This is a genomic window from Candidatus Salinivivens marinus (genome assembly GCF_965655845.1).
Taxonomy (GTDB): Bacteria; Pseudomonadota; Alphaproteobacteria; order Rhodobacterales; family Rhodobacteraceae; genus Salinivivens; species Salinivivens marinus.
In genome coordinates this window covers 86,131-108,105 of sequence record NZ_CBFHHX010000001.1, presented here as the reverse complement: position 1 = coordinate 108,105, position 21,975 = coordinate 86,131, and the positions used below count along the sequence as shown (strand labels likewise).

Genomic DNA, 21,975 nt, shown 5'->3' with positions numbered 1-21,975 from the left:
CCATTAAGTCTATTTCTTTAATGCTGCAACAATAAATAATACAATTAAAACAATTATTTATACACCTAGCCCACTTTTGCCAGTATCGCTGAAAGCTATGCATTACATATAGTCAATTCGAAAGTTATAAAAACCAGAATATTTGAAATTTGTATTGGAGAGTTTTATGAAAGAAGCTATGTCTTCAGACAATAGCGGAGTTTCTTTATGGCTGAACTTAAATTCATTGAAGTTCGTGGTGCTAGAGAGCACAATCTAAAGTCAGTGGATGTCGATATTCCACGGGACCAGCTTGTTGTTATAACTGGTCTTTCTGGTTCTGGTAAGTCTTCTTTAGCCTTTGATACAGTTTATGCTGAGGGTCAAAGGAGATATGTTGAAAGCTTATCAGCATATGCTCGACAATTTTTGGATATGATGGAAAAGCCTGACGTGGATCATATTTCGGGATTATCTCCAGCTATTTCTATTGAGCAAAAAACTACCTCAAAAAACCCCCGATCAACGGTCGGAACCGTTACAGAAATCTATGATTATTTACGATTGCTTTTTGCCAGAGCTGGAACACCTTATAGTCCGGCCACTGGACTTCCGATAGAAGCTCAACAAGTTCAGGAAATGGTTGATAAAATTATGTCGCTAGAGGCTGGAACTAAAGCATTTCTCTTAGCTCCCATTGTTCGTGATCGGAAAGGTGAATATAAAAAAGAATTTTTGGAGCTCAAAAAACAAGGGTTCCAAAGAGTAAAGGTTGATGGTAGTTTCTACGATCTTGATGAGCCCCCTGAATTAGATAAAAAATACAGGCATGACGTAGATGTTGTGGTCGATCGATTAGTAATCAAAGAGGGTTTAGAGACACGTCTCGCCGATAGTTTAAGAACATCTTTAGATCTGGCTGATGGCATTGCAATATTGGAAACATTGGTTGAAAATGGAGAGCCACAACGCCACACTTTTTCGGAGAATTTCTCCTGTCCTATCAGTGGCTTCACTATTCCAGAAATAGAGCCTCGGCTTTTTTCTTTTAATGCTCCCTTCGGCGCCTGTCCTGACTGTGATGGGTTGGGTGCTGAGTTATTCTTTGATGAGCGTCTAGTGGTTCCTGATAAAGAATTAAAAATAAGTGATGGCGCTCTTGCTCCATGGAGAAAGGGTAAAAGCCCTTACTTTCTGCAAACTATTGAGGCGCTCGCCAATCACTATGGTTTTGATTTTAGCGCTAAGTGGAAAGAAATACCAATATCTGTACAGCAAGTATTTCTCTATGGTTCCGGAGAGGATGAAATCCTATTCAGGTACGATGAGGGGGGCCGAGTATATCAGGTAAAGAGAACATTTGAGGGTGTTATTCCAAATATGGAACGCCGTTATAAAGAAACTGATAGCAGTTGGATACGGGAGGAATTTGAGAGTTATCAAAACAAACGGCCGTGTGAAACGTGTGAAGGTTATCGTCTCAATTTGCAAGCACGCTCTGTCAAAATTAATGAGTTCCATATCGGTGAAATTGTGGAGATGTCAATTAAAGATGCTCTAAACTGGTTCTCAAAAGTGAAAAACTCGCTTTCACTACAAAAACAGGAAATCGCTAATTCTATTTTGAAGGAAATTATCGAACGACTTGGATTTTTGAACAATGTGGGACTAGAGTATTTGACTTTATCTAGGAGCTCAGGAACGCTTTCGGGTGGTGAAAGTCAGCGAATAAGACTTGCTAGTCAGATTGGGAGCGGACTAACAGGTGTTCTTTACGTGTTGGATGAACCATCTATCGGTTTACACCAACGAGATAACGGTCGACTATTGCAGACTTTAAAAAACCTGCGTGATCAGGGGAATACGGTAATTGTAGTTGAACATGATGAGGAAGCCATTCTTGAAGCAGACTATGTGTTTGATTTAGGACCAGGCGCTGGCGTTCACGGGGGCCAAGTAGTGGCAGCGGGCACACCTGGCGAAATTATTGCGAATTCAAACTCTATAACTGGTCAATACTTGTCAGGTGATAAAAGTATAGCGGTACCATCTGTTAGAAGAAAAGGTAACGGTAAAAACATTACAATTAATGGAGCTACTGGCAATAATCTGAAATCTTTAGATGTAAAATTTCCTTTGGGTAAGTTTCTTTGCGTGACGGGTGTTTCAGGTGGAGGTAAGTCAACTTTAGTCATAGAAACATTGTTTAAAGTTGCATCAATGAGACTAAATGGAGCCAAGCAAACACCCGCCCCCTGCGAAAAAATTATTGGTCTAGAATATTTAGACAAAGTAATCGATATTGATCAGAGGCCAATAGGTCGTACGCCAAGATCAAATCCAGCAACATATACAGGGGCATTCACACCTATTCGAGAATGGTTTTCAGGTTTGCCGGAGGCAAAAACAAGGGGATACAAGCCTGGAAGGTTTTCTTTCAATGTGAAGGGTGGCCGTTGTGAGGCATGCCAAGGGGATGGGGTTATCAAAATTGAAATGCATTTTTTGCCTGATGTTTATGTAACTTGTGAAACATGTGCAGGTGCTCGATATAACCGAGAAACGTTAGAGATAAAATTTAAGGGAAAATCTATTTCTGATGTTCTGGATATGACGGTCGAAGATGCTCAATCATTTTTTAGTGCTATTCCCAGTATAAGAGAAAAAATGGATGCTTTAATGAGAGTTGGTCTCGGCTATATAAAGGTTGGTCAGCAAGCTACAACGTTATCTGGAGGTGAGGCACAGAGAGTAAAGTTATCTAAAGAGTTATCGAAGCGAGCAACCGGCCGCACTCTGTATATTTTAGATGAGCCGACGACTGGATTACATTTTGATGACGTGCGAAAGCTTCTGGAAGTACTTCATGAGTTAGTTGACCAAGGAAATACGATCGTAGTTATTGAACACAATCTTGACGTGATAAAAACAGCGGACTGGATAATAGATATAGGTCCTGAAGGTGGTGATAAAGGGGGACAGATTGTTGCCGAGGGTCGGCCGGAAGATGTTGCGTTGAACCCAAAAAGCTATACTGCACATTACTTAAATGAGTTGGTTTTCAAAAAAGAAATTTCAGCGGCCGAGTAAAACCCTTTGATGAATAAAATTAGATAGGAATAACCTTAATTGAAGTTATTCTATTTGCTTTCCTTTCTACTACCTCAAAGCGATAACCATGGAAACTAAATACTTGCCCAACGGTCGGTATCATTTGTGCTTCATGGATCACTAATCCTGCGAGGGTATTTGCTTCATCATCCGGCAGTGACCAATCGTTCGCTCTATTAATATCTCTAATCGTTGTTGATCCTTCCAGAAAATATGATCCGTCTTTCGACTGCTTAATATCGTTTGTGTCCTTTGGATCAAATTCATCAGATATTTCACCCACGATTTCTTCCAAAATATCTTCAAGTGTAATCAAGCCTTGGAGACTACCATATTCATCAACAACGAGCGCAAAATGCGTTCTAAGATGCAAAAATTGCCTCATTTGATCATCTAAAGAAGTTGTGTCTGGTACGAAATATGGTTTCATGGCGACATGGCTGATGTCAAAGTTATTCAGCTGGTTAATGTTCGGAGATTCTTCATTTATAACTTTATACATTTCCCGTGCTAAATCTTTGGCATGTATTACGCCGATTATGTTATCTGGATCATTTAGAAATACTGGAAGTCTGGTGTGAATGCTCTCCAAACATTGCGTTAAAATTTTGGTTGGTTCGTCACTTGAATCAATCATTTCAATGTTCGACCTATGGAGCATTATCTCTTCCACGGTTCTATCGGACAAATCTAAGGCCCCCAAAATCAGGTCTCTGTCCTCTTTTTCAACAATACCCTCCGAATGCCCGAGTTGAATTGCTCCAGCAATTTCTTCCCGTACAGCTAATATATGACTGTTAGGATCTGTTTTAACCCCAAAGACCCGCAAGATTAATCTTACAAGAAATCTAACAGAGGCTACTATGGGAGATAAAACTTTAATGATCAGATTGATAAAACCAGCAACTTTGGCAGCAGCTAATTCGGCATTTGTAATAGCATATGTTTTGGGCAATACCTCCGCAAAAATTAAGACGAGGATTGTCATAATTAATGTAGCAAGGGCGATGCCACTCTCCCCAAAAGTTTGCGTAAATAATGCTGTTGTTAGGGAGGTAGCTAAAATGTTTACTAAGTTGTTACCTAAGAGAACAGATCCAATTAACCCCTCTGTGTCCTCAGTTATTTTTAACGCTTTCGCAGCACCTCTTGAGCCTTTGTCCGCATGCGTGCGCAACTTGCCGCGTGAAGCCGCGGTCAGAGCAGTTTCGCTACCAGAAAATACAGCGGAAAGAAGCAAAAGAAAAAAAACTGCCCCAATCGTTATCCAAAAACTTTGATCTATAAACGTTAAATCGCTCTCCATACCTTTTCCTAAGTTTAAAAGTCCTGCGCTACAAAAAGAGTGTTATAGTTAATTACCAATAAAAATCAAAGAAGATTCCAAAAGATAAATAATTTAACGATAATTTTGCTGTAAATATTGAGACTCTCCAAAGCATAACTACTTTTCTGATAACGGGTGATGATTAAATACCAAATTATTAAGGCTGTCGTCTACAACATGTGTGTATATCTCAGTGGTACCCAAATCTGAATGGCCTAGTAAAGTTTGGATTACTCTTAAATCTGCTCCATTGGCCAGAAGGTGTGTGGCAAATGCATGCCGAATGACATGTGGACTAACCTTTTTTGGATCTATTTCGGCAAGAATTGCCCACTTTTTTAATTTTTTAAATAGCCACTGACGCGTTAAATAACCACTTTTGTTGTTAGATGGAAATAAATATTTCGAACTAAAGCTATCGTGCTTGTTCGAAGCTTTCAGTAAAATTTCTCGGTGTTTGAGCCAGATATTAATTGAGGATCGTGCTACTTTTGATACAGGAACAAGACGTTCTTTCGATCCCTTACCTGAGACTAAAACCATGTTGGGATTGCCTTTTACAGAGTCTAGTGGAAGTGACATCATTTCGGAAACACGCATTCCAGTAGCATATAGGAGTGTCATCAAGCAAATATTACGAGCCTTTAAACTTTTGTTTTTTGCTTCTTTTCCGGCCGCTTCTAAAAGTCGCTCTATTGTCTCTAAAGTTACTGACTGAGGAAGCTTTTTTGATCTACCTGGGCCCGAGATCTGAAGCGCTGGATTAGTCTGTGTCCATCCTTCCTCAACAGCAAATCTATAAAATTGTTTTATTGATGATAAATGTCTAGCCCGGCTTGCTATTGATAGTCCTCGATTTTTGAGGTGAACCAGGTATTGCTCAATATGCTGAAGTTGTACATCTAGAATTTGAATTTTACTGGGCGCTAACCAATCGATATATTTGTCTAAATCTTGGCTGTAAGATTTAATGGTATTTTCAGATGCGTCAATATCTACAGATTTAGCTTCCAAAAAAGTAAAAATAAGATCTTTGCTCATTCTTAAGTTTCACTCAGTATTAACCATAAGGCAGTTCGCTGTGATACTCTTTCCAACCCAACGTGTCGAAGCGTAGATATTGATTCAAGTAAATCTTGCATGTCACCGGATATACCTCGCTCCAATTGTATTAATGCATTCAAAATAACTTCCCCTAATTTTCCATCTGCCAGTTGTAATCTCACATAACTGGGCACTCTTGGGCGATAAAATGCATCCAAAAGAGTTTTTTCAAGAGCATTCTTTGGTTTGACAAACTGCACCTCGCGGTTTGTGAAAGCAAAAATAATTGGCTCTAAAGCGTTAATTGCCAGTGGGTTAGATATTATGTTATTGTAGTTTGAGGAAAGCATTCCAATTTTTATAGCCATAATTTCTGAATTTGGAGTGAGTTTTGTTTCTAAAAGTCTTGGGGTAAATATTTCCGCAAAAATTGAAGAATTTGCAGTGAATCGAAATAATTGCCATGCATTCTTTAGTGCTAATTCTACTTCTTTAGTGCTATCTGATGAGGCAAGAGCTTTATCAAGACGTTGTATAGCGCTTACTCTTTCCCAAATGCCATAGGATGAAGTAGGTTCATAGGCTGTAAATATTCCCAAAAATCTGTTAGCATCAATAACGCCATATTCTGCTAGTTTTTCAGCTGCAGTGAGTTGGGCATACCACCCGTTCTCGCCTGATAAATCACTAAAGATAAATGCGTTAGCTAAATCCTCTCTTACAATATGGTAGCCCAGTGTTTCGTATAATTTGAAATCTAATGGACTTAGGTTTATTTCTGGCGTTGGAAAAAATTTTTGCGTTGCTTCGTCAATTTCCAAAAATTCCCCTAATAGTACCAAAGTAGAAGTTTCAACACTGTCCAGAGCTTTCGATGTGTTGTAAATCAGCGATGCAGTTAGCCAATCACCTTCAAGTGCATGGCAATAAATTCTACCAGCATCATTTTTATAATTAGCACCAAGCTCCAATACTTGTTTACAGGCTGGCTCGTATTGACTGCCTAACAATGATGCTTCGAACAATTTAGGCACGAGCTGTGGAGGTAATGGTGAAGCGCGTTCTAGAAGCGCAATTGCTGGATCAATCGCTCCTGAACTAATCAAAATCGATATCCTTTCAGAGAGAAATTCTTCTGTATCGTCCAATGATAAAGGTGCTTCTGCTTCCGCTAAAAGCATTTGGAATAGTAACTTTTGTGCGGCTGGTGAGGTTGGCGACCCAAGTTCCCGTAATAATCGCACTAAATCGTCTGCTTGGCTTTCCTTCCACATACTAGCAGGAAAGCCGGTAACCGTTGGTGGTAAAAGGCCAACTGAACTGCGTGGAACATCGTCTAATTTGGTTACTTCTATTTCTGGTAGGGCCGTTTGACTTACCTGGACCAGATTATGAGAATTAATTAACTTTTGGCTATTATACACATAATAATTATTTTCGAGAAACTTTGATGAGACTGTTCCAGTAAAAACTGCGGTAGCCGCAATTGAAGTAAAAATAAAGCTCGCTTTAGTTCTCATGAAGCTCCACAGGTAAATTTATAATTTTTTGTTTTGGAGTGAAATCAAATCCCAGGAAAGGTCCAATATAGGCAAATATAATTAATGCTACCGCTCCTAATGCGGAAAAATAGAAAAGCCACTTAATAATTTTACCCATATTATATACCTGCTATTCAAACATTATTGAAGTTAGTCCTGAAAGTATTGTCAAGTTAATCTAATAACAAACAGTCATTGAAATTTGAACCTAGTTTCTTGATAAAGGAGCTATGAAAGAACAATTAAAAAAAACCATTGCATTTATTGGTATGATGGGTGCGGGGAAGACTGCCGTGGGAAGAGTAGTTGCATCAAAACTAAACGTGCCATTCCTTGATGCTGATACTGAGATTGAAAAAGCAGCTAATATGTCTATTCAAGAAATTTTTACCCGTGATGGGGAAGATTTTTTCAGAGAAAGGGAAGCTCAAGTAATTTTACGTTTAATGAAGGGTTCCCCAAGTATTCTATCCACAGGGGGAGGGGCATTTATACAAGAAGCCAATAGACAAGCAATAAGTTCGCTTGGTGTATCCTTATGGCTGGATGTCGAGATTGATTTGCTGTGGTCGCGAGTAAAAAACAAAGATACCAGGCCTCTCCTCAAATCTCCAAATCCTTTTGAAACTTTAAAAATGCTTCACCTTGAAAGGCAGCCCATATATAAGAAAGCTGATCTCTCAGTTAAGGCTTCATCGCATTACACCGTTGAGGATATGGCCCAAAAAGTAATAAATAGTCTAAGATCATTTCCTAACTTGTTTGAGGAATAATTTAATGCAAAAGGTAAGTGTAGGTTTAGATAAACACTCCTACGACATATTAATTGGCCATGGTTTAATTAAAAATTCTGGTCAAATAATTGCACCGTTACTATCTAACAATCGTGTTGTTGTAATCACAGATCAGAACGTTGCCCCATTACATTTGCGTTTTTTTGAAAGTTCGATGAAATCAGCAGGAGTATCCGTTTCCTCATTAGTTCTTCCCGGTGGTGAAAGTACAAAGTCCTGGAAGTACTTAATTCGAGTTGTGGAATGGATTTTAGAGCAGAAAGTAGAGCGTAACGATCTGGTGGTTGCTCTCGGTGGTGGAGTGATAGGTGATTTAGTGGGCTTCGCAGCCGCAACCGTAAGACGCGGCGTACAATTTGCGCAAATTCCGACTTCTTTGCTTGCTCAAGTCGATAGCTCCATTGGAGGTAAAACGGGTATTAATGTGAGTTTCGGTAAAAATTTAGTTGGTGCATTCCATCAGCCTGCAGTTGTTATTGCAGACACTGAAGCGTTGGAGACACTTCCTCATCGGGATTTTTTATCTGGTTACGGAGAAGTGGCCAAATACGGATTGCTTGGCGACGAGAAATTTTTTAGATGGTTAGAAGAAAACGCTGCCTCTTTAATAGATGGGGATGTTGAACTCCGCATGGAAGCTATTAAAAGGTCTTGTCAAATAAAAGCTAAAATTGTTGAAAATGATGAGCGAGAATATGGTGAGCGTGCACTTCTAAATTTAGGACATACCTTTTGTCATGCATTGGAAGCAGTCACAAACTTCAGTGACATATTATTGCACGGAGAAGGTGTCTCTATTGGTTGTAATTTAGCATTTGAAGTCTCTTCTAGACTTGGGCTATGCTCTCAGGAGGTGCCTAGTAGAGTTAGGGAGCATTATCATTCCATCAACGTAGCGACTGATATTTTTCAAATAAATGGTTTTGTGGGGAACGCAGAGCAAATATATGATTTAATGGCCCAAGATAAAAAAGTCGTGAATGGAGTGATACGATTCATATTAGCCAGTGATATAGGAAAAGCTATGGTCCACGAGAATATAGACAAAGCCCTAATATTAGAAGTTCTACAGCAGTCCTTGGAACTTTAAGTACACCTTAAAAGGGTATTTCATCATCGAGATCATTAGAGGCGTAACTCGTCTGATCATTATTTGATAAATCACTATTTTGAGATTTATTTTCAAGTTGTGAGTAATCTGAACCTTCTATATCTGAACCTGAGTTCCTGCTATCCAACATTGTGAGTTCGCCTCTATATGGCCTTAGAACTACTTCGGTAGTATATCGATCATTTCCAGCTTGATCCTGCCATTTACGTGTTTCTAACTGTCCTTCCACGTAAACTTTAGAACCTTTCTTTAGGTACTGTTCAGCAACACGTACAAGTGCTTCATTCGTAATCGAAATATTGTGCCATTCAGTTCTCTCTCGTCGTTCGCCAGTATTTCGGTCTTTCCATGTCTCAGATGTCGCAATACTGAAATTTGCCACTTTTCCACCATTTGGAAAGTTACGGACTTCCGGGTCACGACCTAAATTTCCTAGTAGGATTACTTTATTTACTGACCCTGCCATAATACTTACCTTTCCGATCCAAATAAGAAAAGTAGTACAGCATTTCCAAGTCAGAATGAAAGAGTAAAATTGATCAATCAGTATTTTCCATTCAATCTTTTTAATCGATGCTTTCGACTTTCACTTGCTACAAAGATTTAGAGAGCTATTTCTTTTTTATGAAAAGAAGTCTAACAATTTTTTCCGGCTGCCTTTGGCTAATGGTAGCCTCTATATTAAATGCGAGCTCCACAACACAAACACTTTTAGACCAACTTGAGCGTGCGCAGTCCATGGATGAAGCGGGTCCAATTGTCGATAAGCTTTGGAGAGAATGGACTAGCGCTCATAAGAATAGTGATGAAGAGTCTTTGATGTCTGAGGGTTTAGTCGCGATGTCAGAAGGAAACTTGGGTCGAGCTGAAAATATTTTCACAAAACTAATAGAAGTAAATCCAAATTTTACTGAGGCTTGGAATAAAAGGGCAACCCTTCGATTCATGTTATGGGATTTTGAAGGTTCGCTCAAGGATGTCGAAAAGGTTCTAACTCTGGAACCGAGACATTTTGGGGCGCTATCTGGTCTTGGCATGATACACCTTCGGTTGGGAGATCCCGAAAGAGCTCTGAAAGCATACGAGGACTTAGTAAATATTTTTCCAAGTAATGCTGATGCTGTTCAAAAGATTATCACGCTTAAAAACTATTTAGGCATAAATACTCTTTAGTTCTCGATACATTTGTGACATTTCTCATTTTGAGAAATAGTCTGATAATAGAATAAATGTGAATAATCCAAAAATAATACAGACGATAAAGGGAAACCCTCATCAAATAGTTTTTGTGGGTTTCTTTATTTATGCATTTTCCCTGGGTGCAATGTTTCCTCGTTTGGATGATATTCAAACTTCTTTAGAGATTGATAAAGCCGAATTGGGTTTGTTGCTTCTTTGCATTCCTCTTGGGCTTCAGGTCACACTTTTATTCGCTGATAGGTTGGTTAGAGCCATTTCATTAAAAAATGTTATTTGTTTAGGAATTCCATCAATTTGCTTTACACAATTTGCAGCAGTTGCAGTAAATCAAATCGCATTTTTTGCTTTTTTTCTGATCATATGTGGTGCCTTTGTGGCTGTAGTGGAAGTGGCGATTAACCTTGAGGCTGATCGAGTTGAGCATGCTTTGGGCAGCCGTATCATGAATAGAAGTCATGCTTTTTGGTCTATTGGATTTTTTTCCACCGCCGTAGTGGGGGCATTATTTTCTCAATTTAAAGTGATGTTAGAAATACATTTTTTGTTAGTTTGTGGAATAGCTTTTCTTATATCAAAAATAATTTTCGAGGATTATATCGTTGCCTCTCCAAGGCACACCAATGTTACAAAGATTAAAAAGTTTTCACTTCCAACCGGCCCTATTTTTGTGATGGTCCTATTCACCATGTCAGCAATGCTGGTAGAGGGTGCTAATATTGACTGGTCAGTAATATTTATGAGGGAGATACATTCTGCTTCTCCTTTTATTTCTGGCTTTTCTCTCGCAATGGCTGCTTTTTCTCAAGCTTTGGTAAGATTTTTTGGCGATAATTTACTAAATAAATTTGGACCCATTTTGATAAGCGTTGCGAGCCTTTTTTTCATGTTCTTAGGCATATTTTTAGTTGTTTTATCAAACTCAAGTATATTGGCAATATTGGGGTTCCTATTTATGGGAGCTGGTAGTGCAGTAATTTTCCCGATGGCGATTTCAATAGCTGCTTCTAGAAGTGATCGTCCAGCAGAAACTAATGTGGCATCTCTTACCCAGTTTGCCTTTGGAATGTTTCTTTTAGGACCTCCCATTCTTGGCTTTGTTGGAGAGGCTTATAGTCTAAGATGGTCTTTTTCCCTTTGCATTCCTTTACTTATTTTAAGCTGTTTAATGCTTCTGATTATGATTAAGAAAGAGCCATACTTTTCGAAGTAATTTGTTTTTATTGGATGTTAATATGGAGGTATACATAAAATGGCGGTTGTTTGGATACCCTCACAAGATCAAATTTTGAATTCAAACTTAAAAAAATTTACTGACTTTGTTGAAGAAAATACTGGTAAACACCTCAAGTCGTATGATGAGTTACATCACTTTTCCATATCAAATCCTGAGTTTTGGCGATTTATAATTGAGTTTTGCAAAGTTGAAGGTGAATGGAATGGACCTATATACGAGGGAGAAAAAATATTTTCGGCAAAATGGTTTCCTCAATCAAAATTAAATTTTGCTGAAAATATGCTAAAAAATCGAAGTGATGATGAGGCTTTGATTTTCCGGTGCGAAGATCGTATTTCAGAAACACTTAGTTTTGCTGAACTATATAATCAAGTAAGTAAGACAGCACAGCATCTGAAAGAACTCGGCGTGACTAAAGGTGATCGAGTGGCTGGTTTTCTACCCAATTTTGCAGGCTCAATAGTGGCAATGCTAGCTACTGCTTCAGTTGGAGCAATTTGGTCTAGCTGTTCGCCTGACTTTGGGGAACAGGGAGTGATTGATCGGTTTGGACAAATTGAGCCTAAAGTCCTTTTCTGCGTAGATGGATATTTTTATAATGGAAAAACACATAATTGTTTAGATAAAATAAAGTCCTTCACAGCTCGATTACCCTCTTTAAAGCAGGTGGTTATATTCGATTATGCGTCTCTAAGTAATATTATTATTGATAATTCAGTTTCCTATCAGGAAATTGCAGAAAACTATGAAGCAAGCGAAATTGGTTTTGAGCGTGTGAGTTTTGATCATCCCCTTTATATAATGTATTCTTCTGGTACCACTGGCGTGCCAAAATGCATCGTACATGGGCATGGAGGTACTCTTGTTCAGCATTTGAAAGAACACCAGCTTCAAACAAACATTTCTTCCGGCGATAGAGTATTTTATTTTACAACTTGCAGCTGGATGATGTGGAATTGGCTGGTTTCAGCTCTTGGAACCGGAGCAACCATCATGCTCTATGATGGATCTCCTACATATCCAGATAATACCGTTCTTTGGAAGTTTGCAGATGAAGAGCAGTGCAGCCATTTCGGCACCTCGGCAAAATACATCGAAACGTTAATGAAAAATGATGTCAATCCAAGTGCAATTTTTAAACTGAGTAATTTGAAGGTTATTTGCTCAACAGGCTCACCCCTTAGTGCAGAGTGTTATGATTATATTTACAAAAATGTGGGGTATGTTCATTTAGCTTCCATTTCGGGGGGAACAGACATCGTGTCATGTTTTGTTATAGGAGTTCCCACTATCCCGGTAAGACGTGGAGAGATTCAGGGTGCTGGCTTAGGTATGGCGGTAGAAATTTGGAATAGCAGTGGCAGGGTTAATCGAGGAGAAAGAGGGGAATTAGTTTGCACAAAGCCGTTTCCATCCAGACCAGTTAAATTTTGGAATGATATCGATGGTAAGAAATACCATGCAGCCTACTTTGATCGTTTTGAGGGAGTATGGGCTCATGGTGATTTTGCCGAGCAAACAGTTGATGGCGGATATATTATTTATGGCAGATCCGATGCAACCTTAAATCCTGGAGGCGTAAGGATTGGGACTGCTGAGATATACAGACAAGTGGATAGGGTCAACGAAGTTTTAGAAAGTATTGTTATAGGACAAATATGGGAAAGTGATACGCGAATAGTCTTGTTTGTTAAGTTAAGAGAGGGGATTAATTTAACTGAAACTTTGGCTGATACTATTAAAAAATTAATAAAAGATAATTGCACCAGTCGTCATGTGCCATCAAAAATACTTCAGGTAGAAGATATACCAAGAACAAAGTCAGGTAAGATCGTTGAAATACCTGTTAGGGATATTGTTCATGGAAGGGAGGTAAAAAATAAAGAAGCTCTCGCTAACCCGGAAGCCCTTGATTACTTTAGAGATCGGCCCGAACTGGCATTGGAATAACTTTTGCTAATAAAATATAAACTTATTCAGCTGCAATTTTGATAACTGGTTCCATTTTTTCCAATTTAGATTTTACTAAATGGCACTTGATTTGGTGTCCGCCGTCTAAAGTTTTTATTGGTGGTACTTCTGTTTCGCATAGTGAACCAGGAACGTCTTTTTTCCATCGGCATCTAGTTTGAAATGGACAACCAGAAGGTGGGTTCATCGCGGACGGAATATCTCCCTCTAGCACTATATGTTTTTTCTCAATACTCGTATCGGCAATTGGAACCGCAGACAGTAGTGCCTCCGTGTATGGATGATAGGGCGGTGAAAAGACTTGGTCCGTTGTTCCCAACTCAACAACGTGACCAAGGTACATCACCATAACCCTATCTGAAAGATAACGTACAATTGAAAGATCATGACTTATAAAGAGCAGAGTTGTTTTTTCTTTTCTTTGAATTTCCATTAGTAAATCAGTGACTGCAGCCTGCACAGATACATCCAGCGCTGATACTGGCTCGTCTGCAACTACAATCCGAGCGCCACCAGCAAAAGCGCGCGCTATTCCAACCCGCTGCTTTTGACCTCCTGAAAGTTGGCGAGGCATTCTGGTTGCAAATGCACGGGGTAACTTCACCAAATCAAGTAGCTGAAGCATGCGGTCATTTCTCTCGTCATCACTTTGGCCGTATTTAAATACTTCCAGTGCCCTTACTATCTGACGGCCTACTGTCATTGATGGATTAAGCGTATCAAATGGGTTCTGAAAAACCATTTGAATATCTGCGACCGTTTGAGTGTCTCGAGCTTCTATTGGCGTAGATCCTATATTTTCATTGTCTAAAAGGATGCCGCCGTCGGTCGCGGTCTCCAGACCCATCAATACTTTTGCAAATGTAGATTTCCCACAGCCAGATTCGCCAACTATCGCTAATGTTTCACTCTCCCTAGCTTCAAACGAAAGTGTCTCATTTGCCTTCACTGTTTTATATGTGCCACTTGAGCCGAATAATGCATTAGCTGCTACTTCGTAATATTTCTTCAGATTATCTATTTTTAGAACCACATCCCCAGGTGGCAGACTTTCGAACTGTGAAGAATTTGAAATTGGTGTATCCCAATCAATTTCATCTATTCTCGAACATCGACTGAAATGTCGCTCAAAACCTTTAATTTTGTTCATCGGGATAGCTTGGGTGTTACATAAGCCATCTTTAAAATAATTACATCTTGGACCAAAATTGCATCCGCTTGGTCGTTCATGAGGCAATGGAAAGTTGCCTGGAATTGCTACCAGGGGGCGACTATTTTTATCAGCGCCTGGAAGAGGGATGGATCGGAATAGAGCCTGAGTGTAGGGATGCTGCATTTTATCAAAAACATCTGATATTGAACCTGTTTCTACGGCTTCACCAGAATACATAACACAAATTTGATCACAAGTTTCTAAAATTAATCCCAGATTGTGCGAGATAAACAGCATAGAAGTGCCATATTTTTTGCCTAAGTCTTTAACTAGATCTACCACGGCGGCTTCGACTGTTACATCCAACGCTGTCGTTGGTTCATCTAAAATTAAAAGAGATGGTTTAGACATTAAAGCCATAGCGATGACTATGCGCTGCTGTTGACCACCTGAAAGTTGATGAGGATATGACTGCAAAATTCTCTCTGGATCCGGTAGTTTTACATCGATAAGAACTTCTTTTGCTCTTCGCAAAGCTTCCTTCTCCGATACACCCTCGTGAATAATAGGAACTTCTATCAGCTGCTTTCCAACTTTCATGGCTGGGTTCAAAGACGCCATGGGTTCTTGATAAATCATTGCAATTTCATTGCCTCGAATATCTCGCAACTGTTCAGCGCTCATCTTACCCAGATCTTGCCCTTTAAATTTAATTTTTCCTCCAACAATGTGGCCATTTACTCCTAAGTCCTGCATAACACCTAAAGCAACTGTCGATTTTCCACAGCCAGATTCACCCACCAAACCAACGGCTTCTCCAGGTTGTACGACCACAGAGAAGTCCATTACGGCAGGGATTTCTCGAAGGCGGGTGAAGAACGAAATGGAAAGTTGATCAATCTCTAAAATTGGTCCATCGTAGCTAATTTTTGACATTATATTCTCTGTTTAGACCTCTTGTTGTGAATAGCACAAACTTTTTTAATCTTTTAGGCTTTCTTCTCTTAGGCCGTCTGCTAGTAAATTTAATCCTAGGACCAAACTTAGCAAAGCAATAGATGGGACTAGAGCAGGGTGGGGGTAAATTGAAAGCAACTTACGACCATCGTTAATAGTAGCACCCCAGTTTGGATCCTCTGGTGCAAGCCCAAGGCCAAAAAAACCCAGAGTTCCCAAAAGTATAGTTGTGTATCCTATTCGTAGGCAAAAATCGACGATAAGAGGACCTCTAGCATTCGGTAATATTTCCCACAGCATTATATACCAAGCGCCTTCACCTCGGGTTTGAGCTGCTGCAACATAATCTCTGGTTTTTATGTCCATCGTTAAACCCCTTACAATACGGAAAACTGTTGGAGCATTTACAAAAACAACTGAGACAAATACTGTTAGTAGTCCCGCGTCGACATCGAATAGATCGATAGATGATAAAAAGGAAATTTTGCTGCCGGCTTCATTAATCAGTGAAATATATAAAATACCCAGGACAGCGAGGCCAATACCGAGCAATGCGTTTCTTTTAGTTGGGACTATGTGAAAGCGCGAATTCACAAGCACAGTAAAGAATATCAGAGGAAATAGGAAAAGGACAACAGCCATATATTGGGGTAATCCAGTTAACCGAATTTCTGGTGTGACCAGAAGATAGAATAGCAAAATAACTGGAAATGCTAATATCAAGTTAGCTATAAACGAAATCGTTGTATCAAGGCGCCCTCCGTAATATCCTGCAGGAACCCCTAAAGTTATACCCACCATAAAAGCAAATAATGTCGCCATCGGAGCAATAATGATAACTATAGTGGAACCTGCAATCATTCTGCTGAAAACATCGCGAGCGAGATGATCGCCTCCTAATAGAAAGTGACTAAAGTCGCCATCTTCGGCGCCGCGAAGTGGTGTCCCAGGGACTTTATTTTTCATACCAGAGAACTGTGCTAATGGATCGTGTGTTGTAATCCAGTCAAGGGCTCCAGCAAAAAAACCTGCGAAAACCCAGAACATCACTATTGCAAAGCCAATCATGCCGATTGTTGAGTCAAATAATTTTCCGTAGAGACCAAGTGAACGTTTAAATCTAAATGAAACAAGAAACAGAATAACCAAAGCAACCCAAACTGGCCCTAGTCTGAGTACTATCTGGATAATTATGTCACTCCAAGTTAACAAATCCATATCAATAATCCCTAAGTGACACTGATGCGGGGATTTAGGTATACATACCCAATATCAGATATGAGTTGTGTAACTAAAACGACGAATACTGATACAACAGATACGCCCAGCAAAAGTTCTATGTCATTGTTACCTGCCGCTTGCACAAGAGCCCATCCAAAACCCTTATAGTTAAATAGGGTCTCAACAATTACAACACCATTTAACAGCCATGGGAATTGAAGCATTATAACTGTGAATGGAGCAATCAGTGCGTTTCTTAGAGCATGCTTTAAAACTATGTTTGGAAAAGATACACCTTTCAGACGGGCTGTTCTGATATATTGAGCTGTCATTACCTCAGCCATTGAGGCACGGGTCATTCGAGCAATGTAACCCATCCCATAGATGGCTATTGTTACGACTGGTAGAAAAAAGTTTTCTAAGTTTGGATTGTCCATCGCTGCTGTAGCAGTACCTTTAAACCATTTAAGTCCAAACGCGCTTGATGCAAAAACTGCTATTAGAATGACCCCAGATACGTATTCGGGGGTCGCAGTCGTGACAATTGAAAAAGTTGATAGGGATCTGTCGGTACGGCTTCCTTCGCGCATTCCTGCTAATATTCCAATGATTAAAGCGCTTGGCACCATCAGAGCCATGACCCAAAACATTAAAATTCCAGTTAGGCCCAATCGGGTTGTGACTATACCCCACACATCGCTTTTAAAGCGGGTAGAGTACCCCCAGTAACCCTGTAATATGCCACAATACCTGGGAGCTTCAGATGGAATTTGATCACTTTTAAAACATCTCCCTCGTATCTCTCCGTCTGAGCCTTCAATTACGTATCCTGGATATACTCCTAACCATTCACCATATTTAACCGGTAGCGGTAGGAGATACCCTCTGTTTTCCAAAAAGGAGAGGACGGCTTCATCGTTCATACGAAAATTGCCCTGGGTTTTCGCCATTTTTTCCAAATTTGGATAAAGATTTGTGAGAAAGAATACTACGAATGTCAGGCATAGGGACGTAAACAGCATTATCGCTATTCGTCGAAGTATGAATAGTGCCATTTATTACCCGTAAACTTTAGAGATTAAAGAGGTTATATCAAAGCCGCGCCTAAATTTGGCGCGGCCCTAGTTTATTTAATATTAAGCTTTGAAGCCCCACTTATAAACGTGTGGGTGGTACGCTATGTGCTGCTCACACTGCAGGTCAGGTCTGTGGCTTCTATAGAGATTTCTCCAGTACGGTTGAATTGTTACACCCTCATCTCTGATTAGAGCTTGACACTTGCCAGCGATTTTACGTCTTTCGTCAGCATCAGCAATAGAGTTTGCTTCTGCCAATAGAGCATCAAATTCTTTATTATCCCACGCGAACTCATTCCAAGCTTCACCTGACCGGTAAGCTAAGCCCCAAACTTGGGTTGCAAACGGTCTGTGGTTCCAGTTCGTTGAGCTGAACGGATATTTTGTCCAATCATTCCAGAATGTTGAGCCAGGTAAAATAGTCCTCTTGACTTTAAAACCAGCGTCTCGCAGCTGCGCTGCAACAGAGTCTGTGGTGTTTTTGCGCCAATCGTCATCTATAGAATGCAGTTCATGTTCATAGTCTTCCATACCAGCTTCCTTCATCAAAGCCATCGCTTTGGCAGGATCGAATGGTAGCCGGGTTACGCTATCATCGTGCTCCGGGTGCATTGGCCCAGAATGGAAGTTATTAGCTGGGGATCCTTTCCCCGCATAGCCTAATTCCAGGCAAACTGAGTTATCAACAGCCATTGCAAGAGCCTGTCTAACGCGCTTATCTTTATACGCGTCGGCTAGTTGGTTTGGCCGAATTACGATGGTTGAGCCCGTGGAAATTGTAGAGTTTTCCCATCCGATTGAGGGTACAATATCAACGAATTCACCAACAGTTTCGTAGAAAACATCCACTTCATCGCCCTCAGCAGCTGCAATGTATGCAGATTGATCAGTACCGTAATCAATGAATTCAATACGATCCAATGGAACTGTTCGGCCTACAGCATAGCCCCACCAATCGTGCCCTTCATTTTTTACAGTCACTGCTTTAACGCCTGTCTCATAACTTTCTGGTATAAAAGGACCTGTTCCTACTAGGGCAGATGTTCCCATTGTGTCTGGGTTGAAACTAGAGTGAACAACGGCAGCTGGGTAGTCCGCCATGCCTGCGATTACCGTGATGTCAGAAGCGACACATGTTATTTCAACTGTGTGGCTATTTACAACCTTAATTGCACCAGCCGCTGCCTTGCCAGTATCCGCATCGATCAATGAAGCCATGCGTCCGGCCATTGAATTACCTTCAACTGATTTATCGCACCAGCCTTCAATGACTCGCGCAACGTCGTCAGCTGTGAAATCGTCGCCGTTGTTCCACTTTACGCCTTTACGAACGTTAAGTGTATACTTTGTAGCATCTGAGTTCGCAGACCAACCTTCTAATAAGTTTGGTGTAATTGAACCATCGTTATTATATTCAACTAGATATTCCAGTGTCCCAGCAGTGAAATGCGCAAGTTGTGTCCAATCAAAAGTTCTTGGATCTTTAAGTGCAATGCATTCCATTGCCATCCGCATTGTGCCACCTTGTTGTAAATGTCCGCCAGCTGCTACTGGCGTCGAAGCGCCAATAAGTCCATATGCACCAGCAGCCGTGACTCCCAGGGCTGTGGCTCGAGCCATAAATTCTCTTCTATCCATTTCGCCATCGAGATGTTCTTTAGCATACATCTGAGCAACTGGATGGATTTCTCCTCGTACGTTTTTATGCGTCATTTTTGTCTCCCTGTTATGACACCTAATTTAAATCTAGAAGCAGAAGCATACAAAATAATGCCTGAAACTTCAACCGTACCTGATATGAGGCATTAAAAGATAGTGAAGGTCAACAGTAGTTATCGGCATTTCCTTGTCAAAATACGACAGGCATATGATTGATAAACGACATACCTTTACAAAGTTAGATCGGTTATGTCGTTCCAGTCAGTCATTCGTGTTTTAATCCAGGTTTTTTGCCTTTTAGCATATTGCCTTGTAGCTATTGACGCGTTTTCTATTGCCTGGTTAATCGACAATTCACCTTTTAAATGTGCGATCAATTCTGAGGCGCCAATTGCTTTGCTTGCGAGTGAATTTTCATTCCAATTAACCAGATTTTTTTTTGCCTCATCCAAAGCCCCCATTTTGATCATTTGTTCAAAGCGAAGTCGTATTTTTTTATCTAAATCAGCTTTGTCTGGATTAACTACTAACGGATGACATTCACTTACAGGTAAAATTGCAAGCTCGGTCTCACTTTGCCATCTTTTTAAGGACTTACCAGTTTCATGGAAAACTTCCCATGCTCGAACAACCCGCATTGGATTCTTAACATCAATATTTTCTAAGGTCTCGTTGTCAAGATCCTGTAGAAGGCCCATGATACCATTATCATTGAGCTTTTTCTTGCTTAAATTTTTTACTTTATTGGAAATTTTAGGTATGTTTACGAGACCCTCTGTGAGTGCTGTAAAATATAAGCCTGTTCCACCAACGATTATTAAATTTTTGTTAGTTTTTAAAATTTCTGATAATTCCCGCAACCAATGTCCAACGGAATACTCTTCGTCAGGTGCTTTGTGCCCGTATAAGTGATGCTGTATTATTTTTTCATCTTTTGATGTAGGTCTGGCCGTTAAAATCCGCCAATTACTGTAGACCTGGAGTGAGTCTGCATTAACAATGTGTCTTTTCAATTTGATAGCCAAAGACATCGCAAGTTTAGATTTTCCAGACGCTGTAGGTCCAACAAGTAAGATTGGCTTATTGCTTACTTTCTTTAGAAAATTATTAGTTATCGTATCAGTCATGCTGTTGTGCTTTATAAATTATTCTGAGATAAACCAAGAAATTTCTTGAGTGATGAAAATAATATTAGCTATCACAGCTGTTTTGCCCTAATCATTCAAGTGTTAAAGACGGAGATATCAATGGCCTCATCTGACAGCAAAGTTCCTCAATTTAAAAGGGTAATGCTGAAGATTTCGGGTGAAGCTTTGATGGGAGATAAGGGTTTTGGATTAAATCCACCAACCGTTGAAAGAATTGCACGAGAAGTAAAATCTGTCCACGAGTTAGGCGTGGAGATATGTATGGTCATTGGGGGAGGAAACATATTCAGGGGTTTGCAGGGCAGTGCTCAAGGGATGGAGCGAACTACTGCGGACTACATGGGTATGCTTGCAACTGTAATGAATGCTTTAGCTATGCAAAGCGCTTTAGAAAGTGTCGGTGTTTACACACGTGTGCTGAGTGCCATACCAATGGATCAAATTAGCGAGCCATATATTCGTCGTAGGGCAGTAAGGCATTTAGAAAAAAAAAGAGTATGTATATTTGCTGCTGGAACTGGAAACCCTTATTTCACTACAGATACGGCTGCGACCTTACGAGCGAGCGAAATGGCTTGCGACGCTATATTTAAAGGCACAAAAGTAAATGGAGTTTACGATAAAGATCCAGTTGAACACACTGATGCAAAAAGATTTGATCATATTTCTTATGATCAGGTACTCTCGCAACATCTAAAGGTCATGGATGCCTCGGCTATTGCACTTGCCCGTGACAATAAACTGCCCATTATAGTTTTTTCACTGGCGGAACCTGGCGGATTTAAGACAATTTTAGCTGGAAATGGTACCTACACAAAAGTATATGAAAATAGCTAGGATTATTGTGCTTCTTATGCAATGATTTACTGAAAAGAGCAGAAAAATGTCAGAAGAATTTGAATTAGATGTCGATGACTTAACACGCAGAATGGATGGGGCAATGAGTGCTCTGAAGTCGGAATTTGCTTCGCTTCGTACGGGTAGAGCATCTTCATCGATGCTAGACCCAATAATGGTTGAGGCTTATGGTCAGAAGACTCCAATTAATCAAGTGGGGACGGTAAATGTTCCGGAACCTCGGATGGTAACAATTAATGTTTGGGACAAATCGCTTGTAGAATTAGTAGATAAAGCAATTCGAGAAAGTGGTTTAGGTATAAATCCTCAAATGAACGGTACTTTGATTATGCTTCCAATACCGGAGCTAAATGAGGAGCGGCGAAAAGAACTTAGTAAAGTTGCGGCTCAATATGCCGAGCAAGCTAGGATATCAATTCGCAACATTAGAAAAGACGGAATGGATCAGGTAAAGAAATATAAATCAGATGGAATGTCTGAGGATGATCAAAAGTTTTGGGAGAGCGAAGTCCAGGAGATGACCGATGACTACGTTAAGCGAATTGATAGTTTTCTGAATACTAAGCAAGATGAGATCATGCAGGTTTGACT

General features: G+C 40.0%; 17 protein-coding genes. 8 read left to right on the top strand and 9 right to left on the bottom strand.

The window, feature by feature from the left end:
- Positions 1–207: 207 nt before the first annotated feature.
- On the top strand, positions 208–3,069 hold the full coding sequence (gene uvrA, locus ACTF5Q_RS00560; protein ID WP_438952790.1) for an excinuclease ABC subunit UvrA: 2,862 nt from the start codon (positions 208–210) through the stop codon (positions 3,067–3,069).
- 19 nt (positions 3,070–3,088) lie between these two features.
- Here uvrA and ACTF5Q_RS00555 read toward each other — a convergent pair whose 3' ends face one another.
- The 3 genes from ACTF5Q_RS00555 to ACTF5Q_RS00545 all read right to left on the bottom strand — a co-directional run bounded on the left by ACTF5Q_RS00555 (position 3,089) and on the right by ACTF5Q_RS00545 (position 6,981).
- Complete coding sequence (locus ACTF5Q_RS00555; protein ID WP_438952789.1) at positions 3,089–4,396, bottom strand: HlyC/CorC family transporter; 1,308 nt, start codon at positions 4,394–4,396, stop codon at positions 3,089–3,091.
- A 138-nt stretch (positions 4,397–4,534) separates the two neighbouring features.
- Positions 4,535–5,458, bottom strand: a complete 924-nt coding sequence (locus tag ACTF5Q_RS00550; RefSeq protein ID WP_438952788.1) for a site-specific tyrosine recombinase XerD — start codon at positions 5,456–5,458, stop codon at positions 4,535–4,537.
- A 2-nt stretch (positions 5,459–5,460) separates the two neighbouring features.
- Positions 5,461–6,981, bottom strand: a complete 1,521-nt coding sequence (locus ACTF5Q_RS00545; protein ID WP_438952787.1) for a hypothetical protein — start codon at positions 6,979–6,981, stop codon at positions 5,461–5,463.
- 251 nt (positions 6,982–7,232) lie between these two features.
- On the opposite strand from ACTF5Q_RS00545, the gene ACTF5Q_RS00540 reads away from it, so the two are divergent.
- Complete coding sequence (locus ACTF5Q_RS00540) at positions 7,233–7,775, top strand: shikimate kinase (RefSeq protein ID WP_438952786.1); 543 nt, start codon at positions 7,233–7,235, stop codon at positions 7,773–7,775.
- Between the two features lie 4 nt (positions 7,776–7,779).
- Positions 7,780–8,886: a 3-dehydroquinate synthase gene (aroB, locus tag ACTF5Q_RS00535; protein ID WP_438952785.1), complete on the top strand. Its 1,107-nt coding sequence runs from the start codon at positions 7,780–7,782 to the stop codon at positions 8,884–8,886.
- Positions 8,887–8,893: 7 nt separating this feature from the next.
- Here aroB and ssb read toward each other — a convergent pair whose 3' ends face one another.
- Positions 8,894–9,373: a single-stranded DNA-binding protein gene (gene ssb, locus ACTF5Q_RS00530; RefSeq protein ID WP_438952784.1), complete on the bottom strand. Its 480-nt coding sequence runs from the start codon at positions 9,371–9,373 to the stop codon at positions 8,894–8,896.
- 158 nt (positions 9,374–9,531) lie between these two features.
- On the opposite strand from ssb, the gene ACTF5Q_RS00525 reads away from it, so the two are divergent.
- From ACTF5Q_RS00525 to ACTF5Q_RS00515, 3 genes are read left to right on the top strand one after another with little or no spacing between them, the layout of a single operon-like run.
- Positions 9,532–10,080 (top strand): tetratricopeptide repeat protein, encoded by a 549-nt coding sequence (locus tag ACTF5Q_RS00525; protein WP_438952783.1) that lies wholly within the window; start codon positions 9,532–9,534, stop codon positions 10,078–10,080.
- A 58-nt stretch (positions 10,081–10,138) separates the two neighbouring features.
- Positions 10,139–11,317 carry an MFS transporter gene (locus ACTF5Q_RS00520; protein ID WP_438952782.1) on the top strand — a complete coding sequence of 393 codons (1,179 nt, stop codon included), beginning with the start codon at positions 10,139–10,141 and terminating at the stop codon, positions 11,315–11,317.
- A gap of 39 nt (positions 11,318–11,356) precedes the next feature.
- Complete coding sequence (locus ACTF5Q_RS00515; RefSeq protein WP_438952781.1) at positions 11,357–13,291, top strand: acetoacetate--CoA ligase; 1,935 nt, start codon at positions 11,357–11,359, stop codon at positions 13,289–13,291.
- 22 nt (positions 13,292–13,313) lie between these two features.
- Here the strand turns inward: ACTF5Q_RS00515 and ACTF5Q_RS00510 are convergent, their stop codons facing one another.
- The 5 genes from ACTF5Q_RS00510 to miaA all read right to left on the bottom strand — a co-directional run bounded on the left by ACTF5Q_RS00510 (position 13,314) and on the right by miaA (position 20,505).
- Positions 13,314–15,401 (bottom strand): dipeptide ABC transporter ATP-binding protein, encoded by a 2,088-nt coding sequence (locus tag ACTF5Q_RS00510; protein ID WP_438952780.1) that lies wholly within the window; start codon positions 15,399–15,401, stop codon positions 13,314–13,316.
- A gap of 45 nt (positions 15,402–15,446) precedes the next feature.
- Complete coding sequence (locus tag ACTF5Q_RS00505) at positions 15,447–16,640, bottom strand: ABC transporter permease (RefSeq protein WP_438952779.1); 1,194 nt, start codon at positions 16,638–16,640, stop codon at positions 15,447–15,449.
- An 11-nt stretch (positions 16,641–16,651) separates the two neighbouring features.
- Entirely contained in the window at positions 16,652–17,698 is a 1,047-nt protein-coding gene (locus ACTF5Q_RS00500) for an ABC transporter permease (RefSeq protein ID WP_438952778.1), read from the bottom strand.
- A gap of 81 nt (positions 17,699–17,779) precedes the next feature.
- Positions 17,780–19,432 (bottom strand): ABC transporter substrate-binding protein, encoded by a 1,653-nt coding sequence (locus tag ACTF5Q_RS00495; RefSeq protein WP_438952777.1) that lies wholly within the window; start codon positions 19,430–19,432, stop codon positions 17,780–17,782.
- A 176-nt stretch (positions 19,433–19,608) separates the two neighbouring features.
- Positions 19,609–20,505: a tRNA (adenosine(37)-N6)-dimethylallyltransferase MiaA gene (gene miaA, locus ACTF5Q_RS00490; RefSeq protein WP_438952776.1), complete on the bottom strand. Its 897-nt coding sequence runs from the start codon at positions 20,503–20,505 to the stop codon at positions 19,609–19,611.
- A gap of 120 nt (positions 20,506–20,625) precedes the next feature.
- Here miaA and pyrH point away from each other — a divergent pair, with 120 nt between their 5' ends.
- On the top strand, positions 20,626–21,363 hold the full coding sequence (gene pyrH / locus ACTF5Q_RS00485) for a UMP kinase (protein ID WP_020044765.1): 738 nt from the start codon (positions 20,626–20,628) through the stop codon (positions 21,361–21,363).
- 46 nt (positions 21,364–21,409) lie between these two features.
- A complete protein-coding gene (gene frr / locus ACTF5Q_RS00480) occupies positions 21,410–21,973 on the top strand; it encodes a ribosome recycling factor (protein WP_438952775.1) in 564 nt (187 codons plus the stop codon).
- Positions 21,974–21,975 lie beyond the last annotated feature (2 nt).

Bases quoted from the DNA above. Each gene is read 5' to 3' on its own strand.
- uvrA (WP_438952790.1), top strand. From the start codon at position 208: ATGGCTGAACTTAAATTCATTGAAGTTCGTGGTGCTAGAGAGCACAAT.
- ACTF5Q_RS00555 (WP_438952789.1), bottom strand. From the start codon at position 4,396: ATGGAGAGCGATTTAACGTTTATAGATCAAAGTTTTTGGATAACGATT.
- ACTF5Q_RS00550 (WP_438952788.1), bottom strand. From the start codon at position 5,458: ATGAGCAAAGATCTTATTTTTACTTTTTTGGAAGCTAAATCTGTAGAT.
- ACTF5Q_RS00545 (WP_438952787.1), bottom strand. From the start codon at position 6,981: ATGAGAACTAAAGCGAGCTTTATTTTTACTTCAATTGCGGCTACCGCA.
- ACTF5Q_RS00540 (WP_438952786.1), top strand. From the start codon at position 7,233: ATGAAAGAACAATTAAAAAAAACCATTGCATTTATTGGTATGATGGGT.
- aroB (WP_438952785.1), top strand. From the start codon at position 7,780: ATGCAAAAGGTAAGTGTAGGTTTAGATAAACACTCCTACGACATATTA.
- ssb (WP_438952784.1), bottom strand. From the start codon at position 9,373: ATGGCAGGGTCAGTAAATAAAGTAATCCTACTAGGAAATTTAGGTCGT.
- ACTF5Q_RS00525 (WP_438952783.1), top strand. From the start codon at position 9,532: ATGAAAAGAAGTCTAACAATTTTTTCCGGCTGCCTTTGGCTAATGGTA.
- ACTF5Q_RS00515 (WP_438952781.1), top strand. From the start codon at position 11,357: ATGGCGGTTGTTTGGATACCCTCACAAGATCAAATTTTGAATTCAAAC.
- ACTF5Q_RS00510 (WP_438952780.1), bottom strand. From the start codon at position 15,401: ATGTCAAAAATTAGCTACGATGGACCAATTTTAGAGATTGATCAACTT.
- ACTF5Q_RS00505 (WP_438952779.1), bottom strand. From the start codon at position 16,640: ATGGATTTGTTAACTTGGAGTGACATAATTATCCAGATAGTACTCAGA.
- ACTF5Q_RS00500 (WP_438952778.1), bottom strand. From the start codon at position 17,698: ATGGCACTATTCATACTTCGACGAATAGCGATAATGCTGTTTACGTCC.
- ACTF5Q_RS00495 (WP_438952777.1), bottom strand. From the start codon at position 19,432: ATGACGCATAAAAACGTACGAGGAGAAATCCATCCAGTTGCTCAGATG.
- miaA (WP_438952776.1), bottom strand. From the start codon at position 20,505: ATGACTGATACGATAACTAATAATTTTCTAAAGAAAGTAAGCAATAAG.
- pyrH (WP_020044765.1), top strand. From the start codon at position 20,626: ATGGCCTCATCTGACAGCAAAGTTCCTCAATTTAAAAGGGTAATGCTG.
- frr (WP_438952775.1), top strand. From the start codon at position 21,410: ATGTCAGAAGAATTTGAATTAGATGTCGATGACTTAACACGCAGAATG.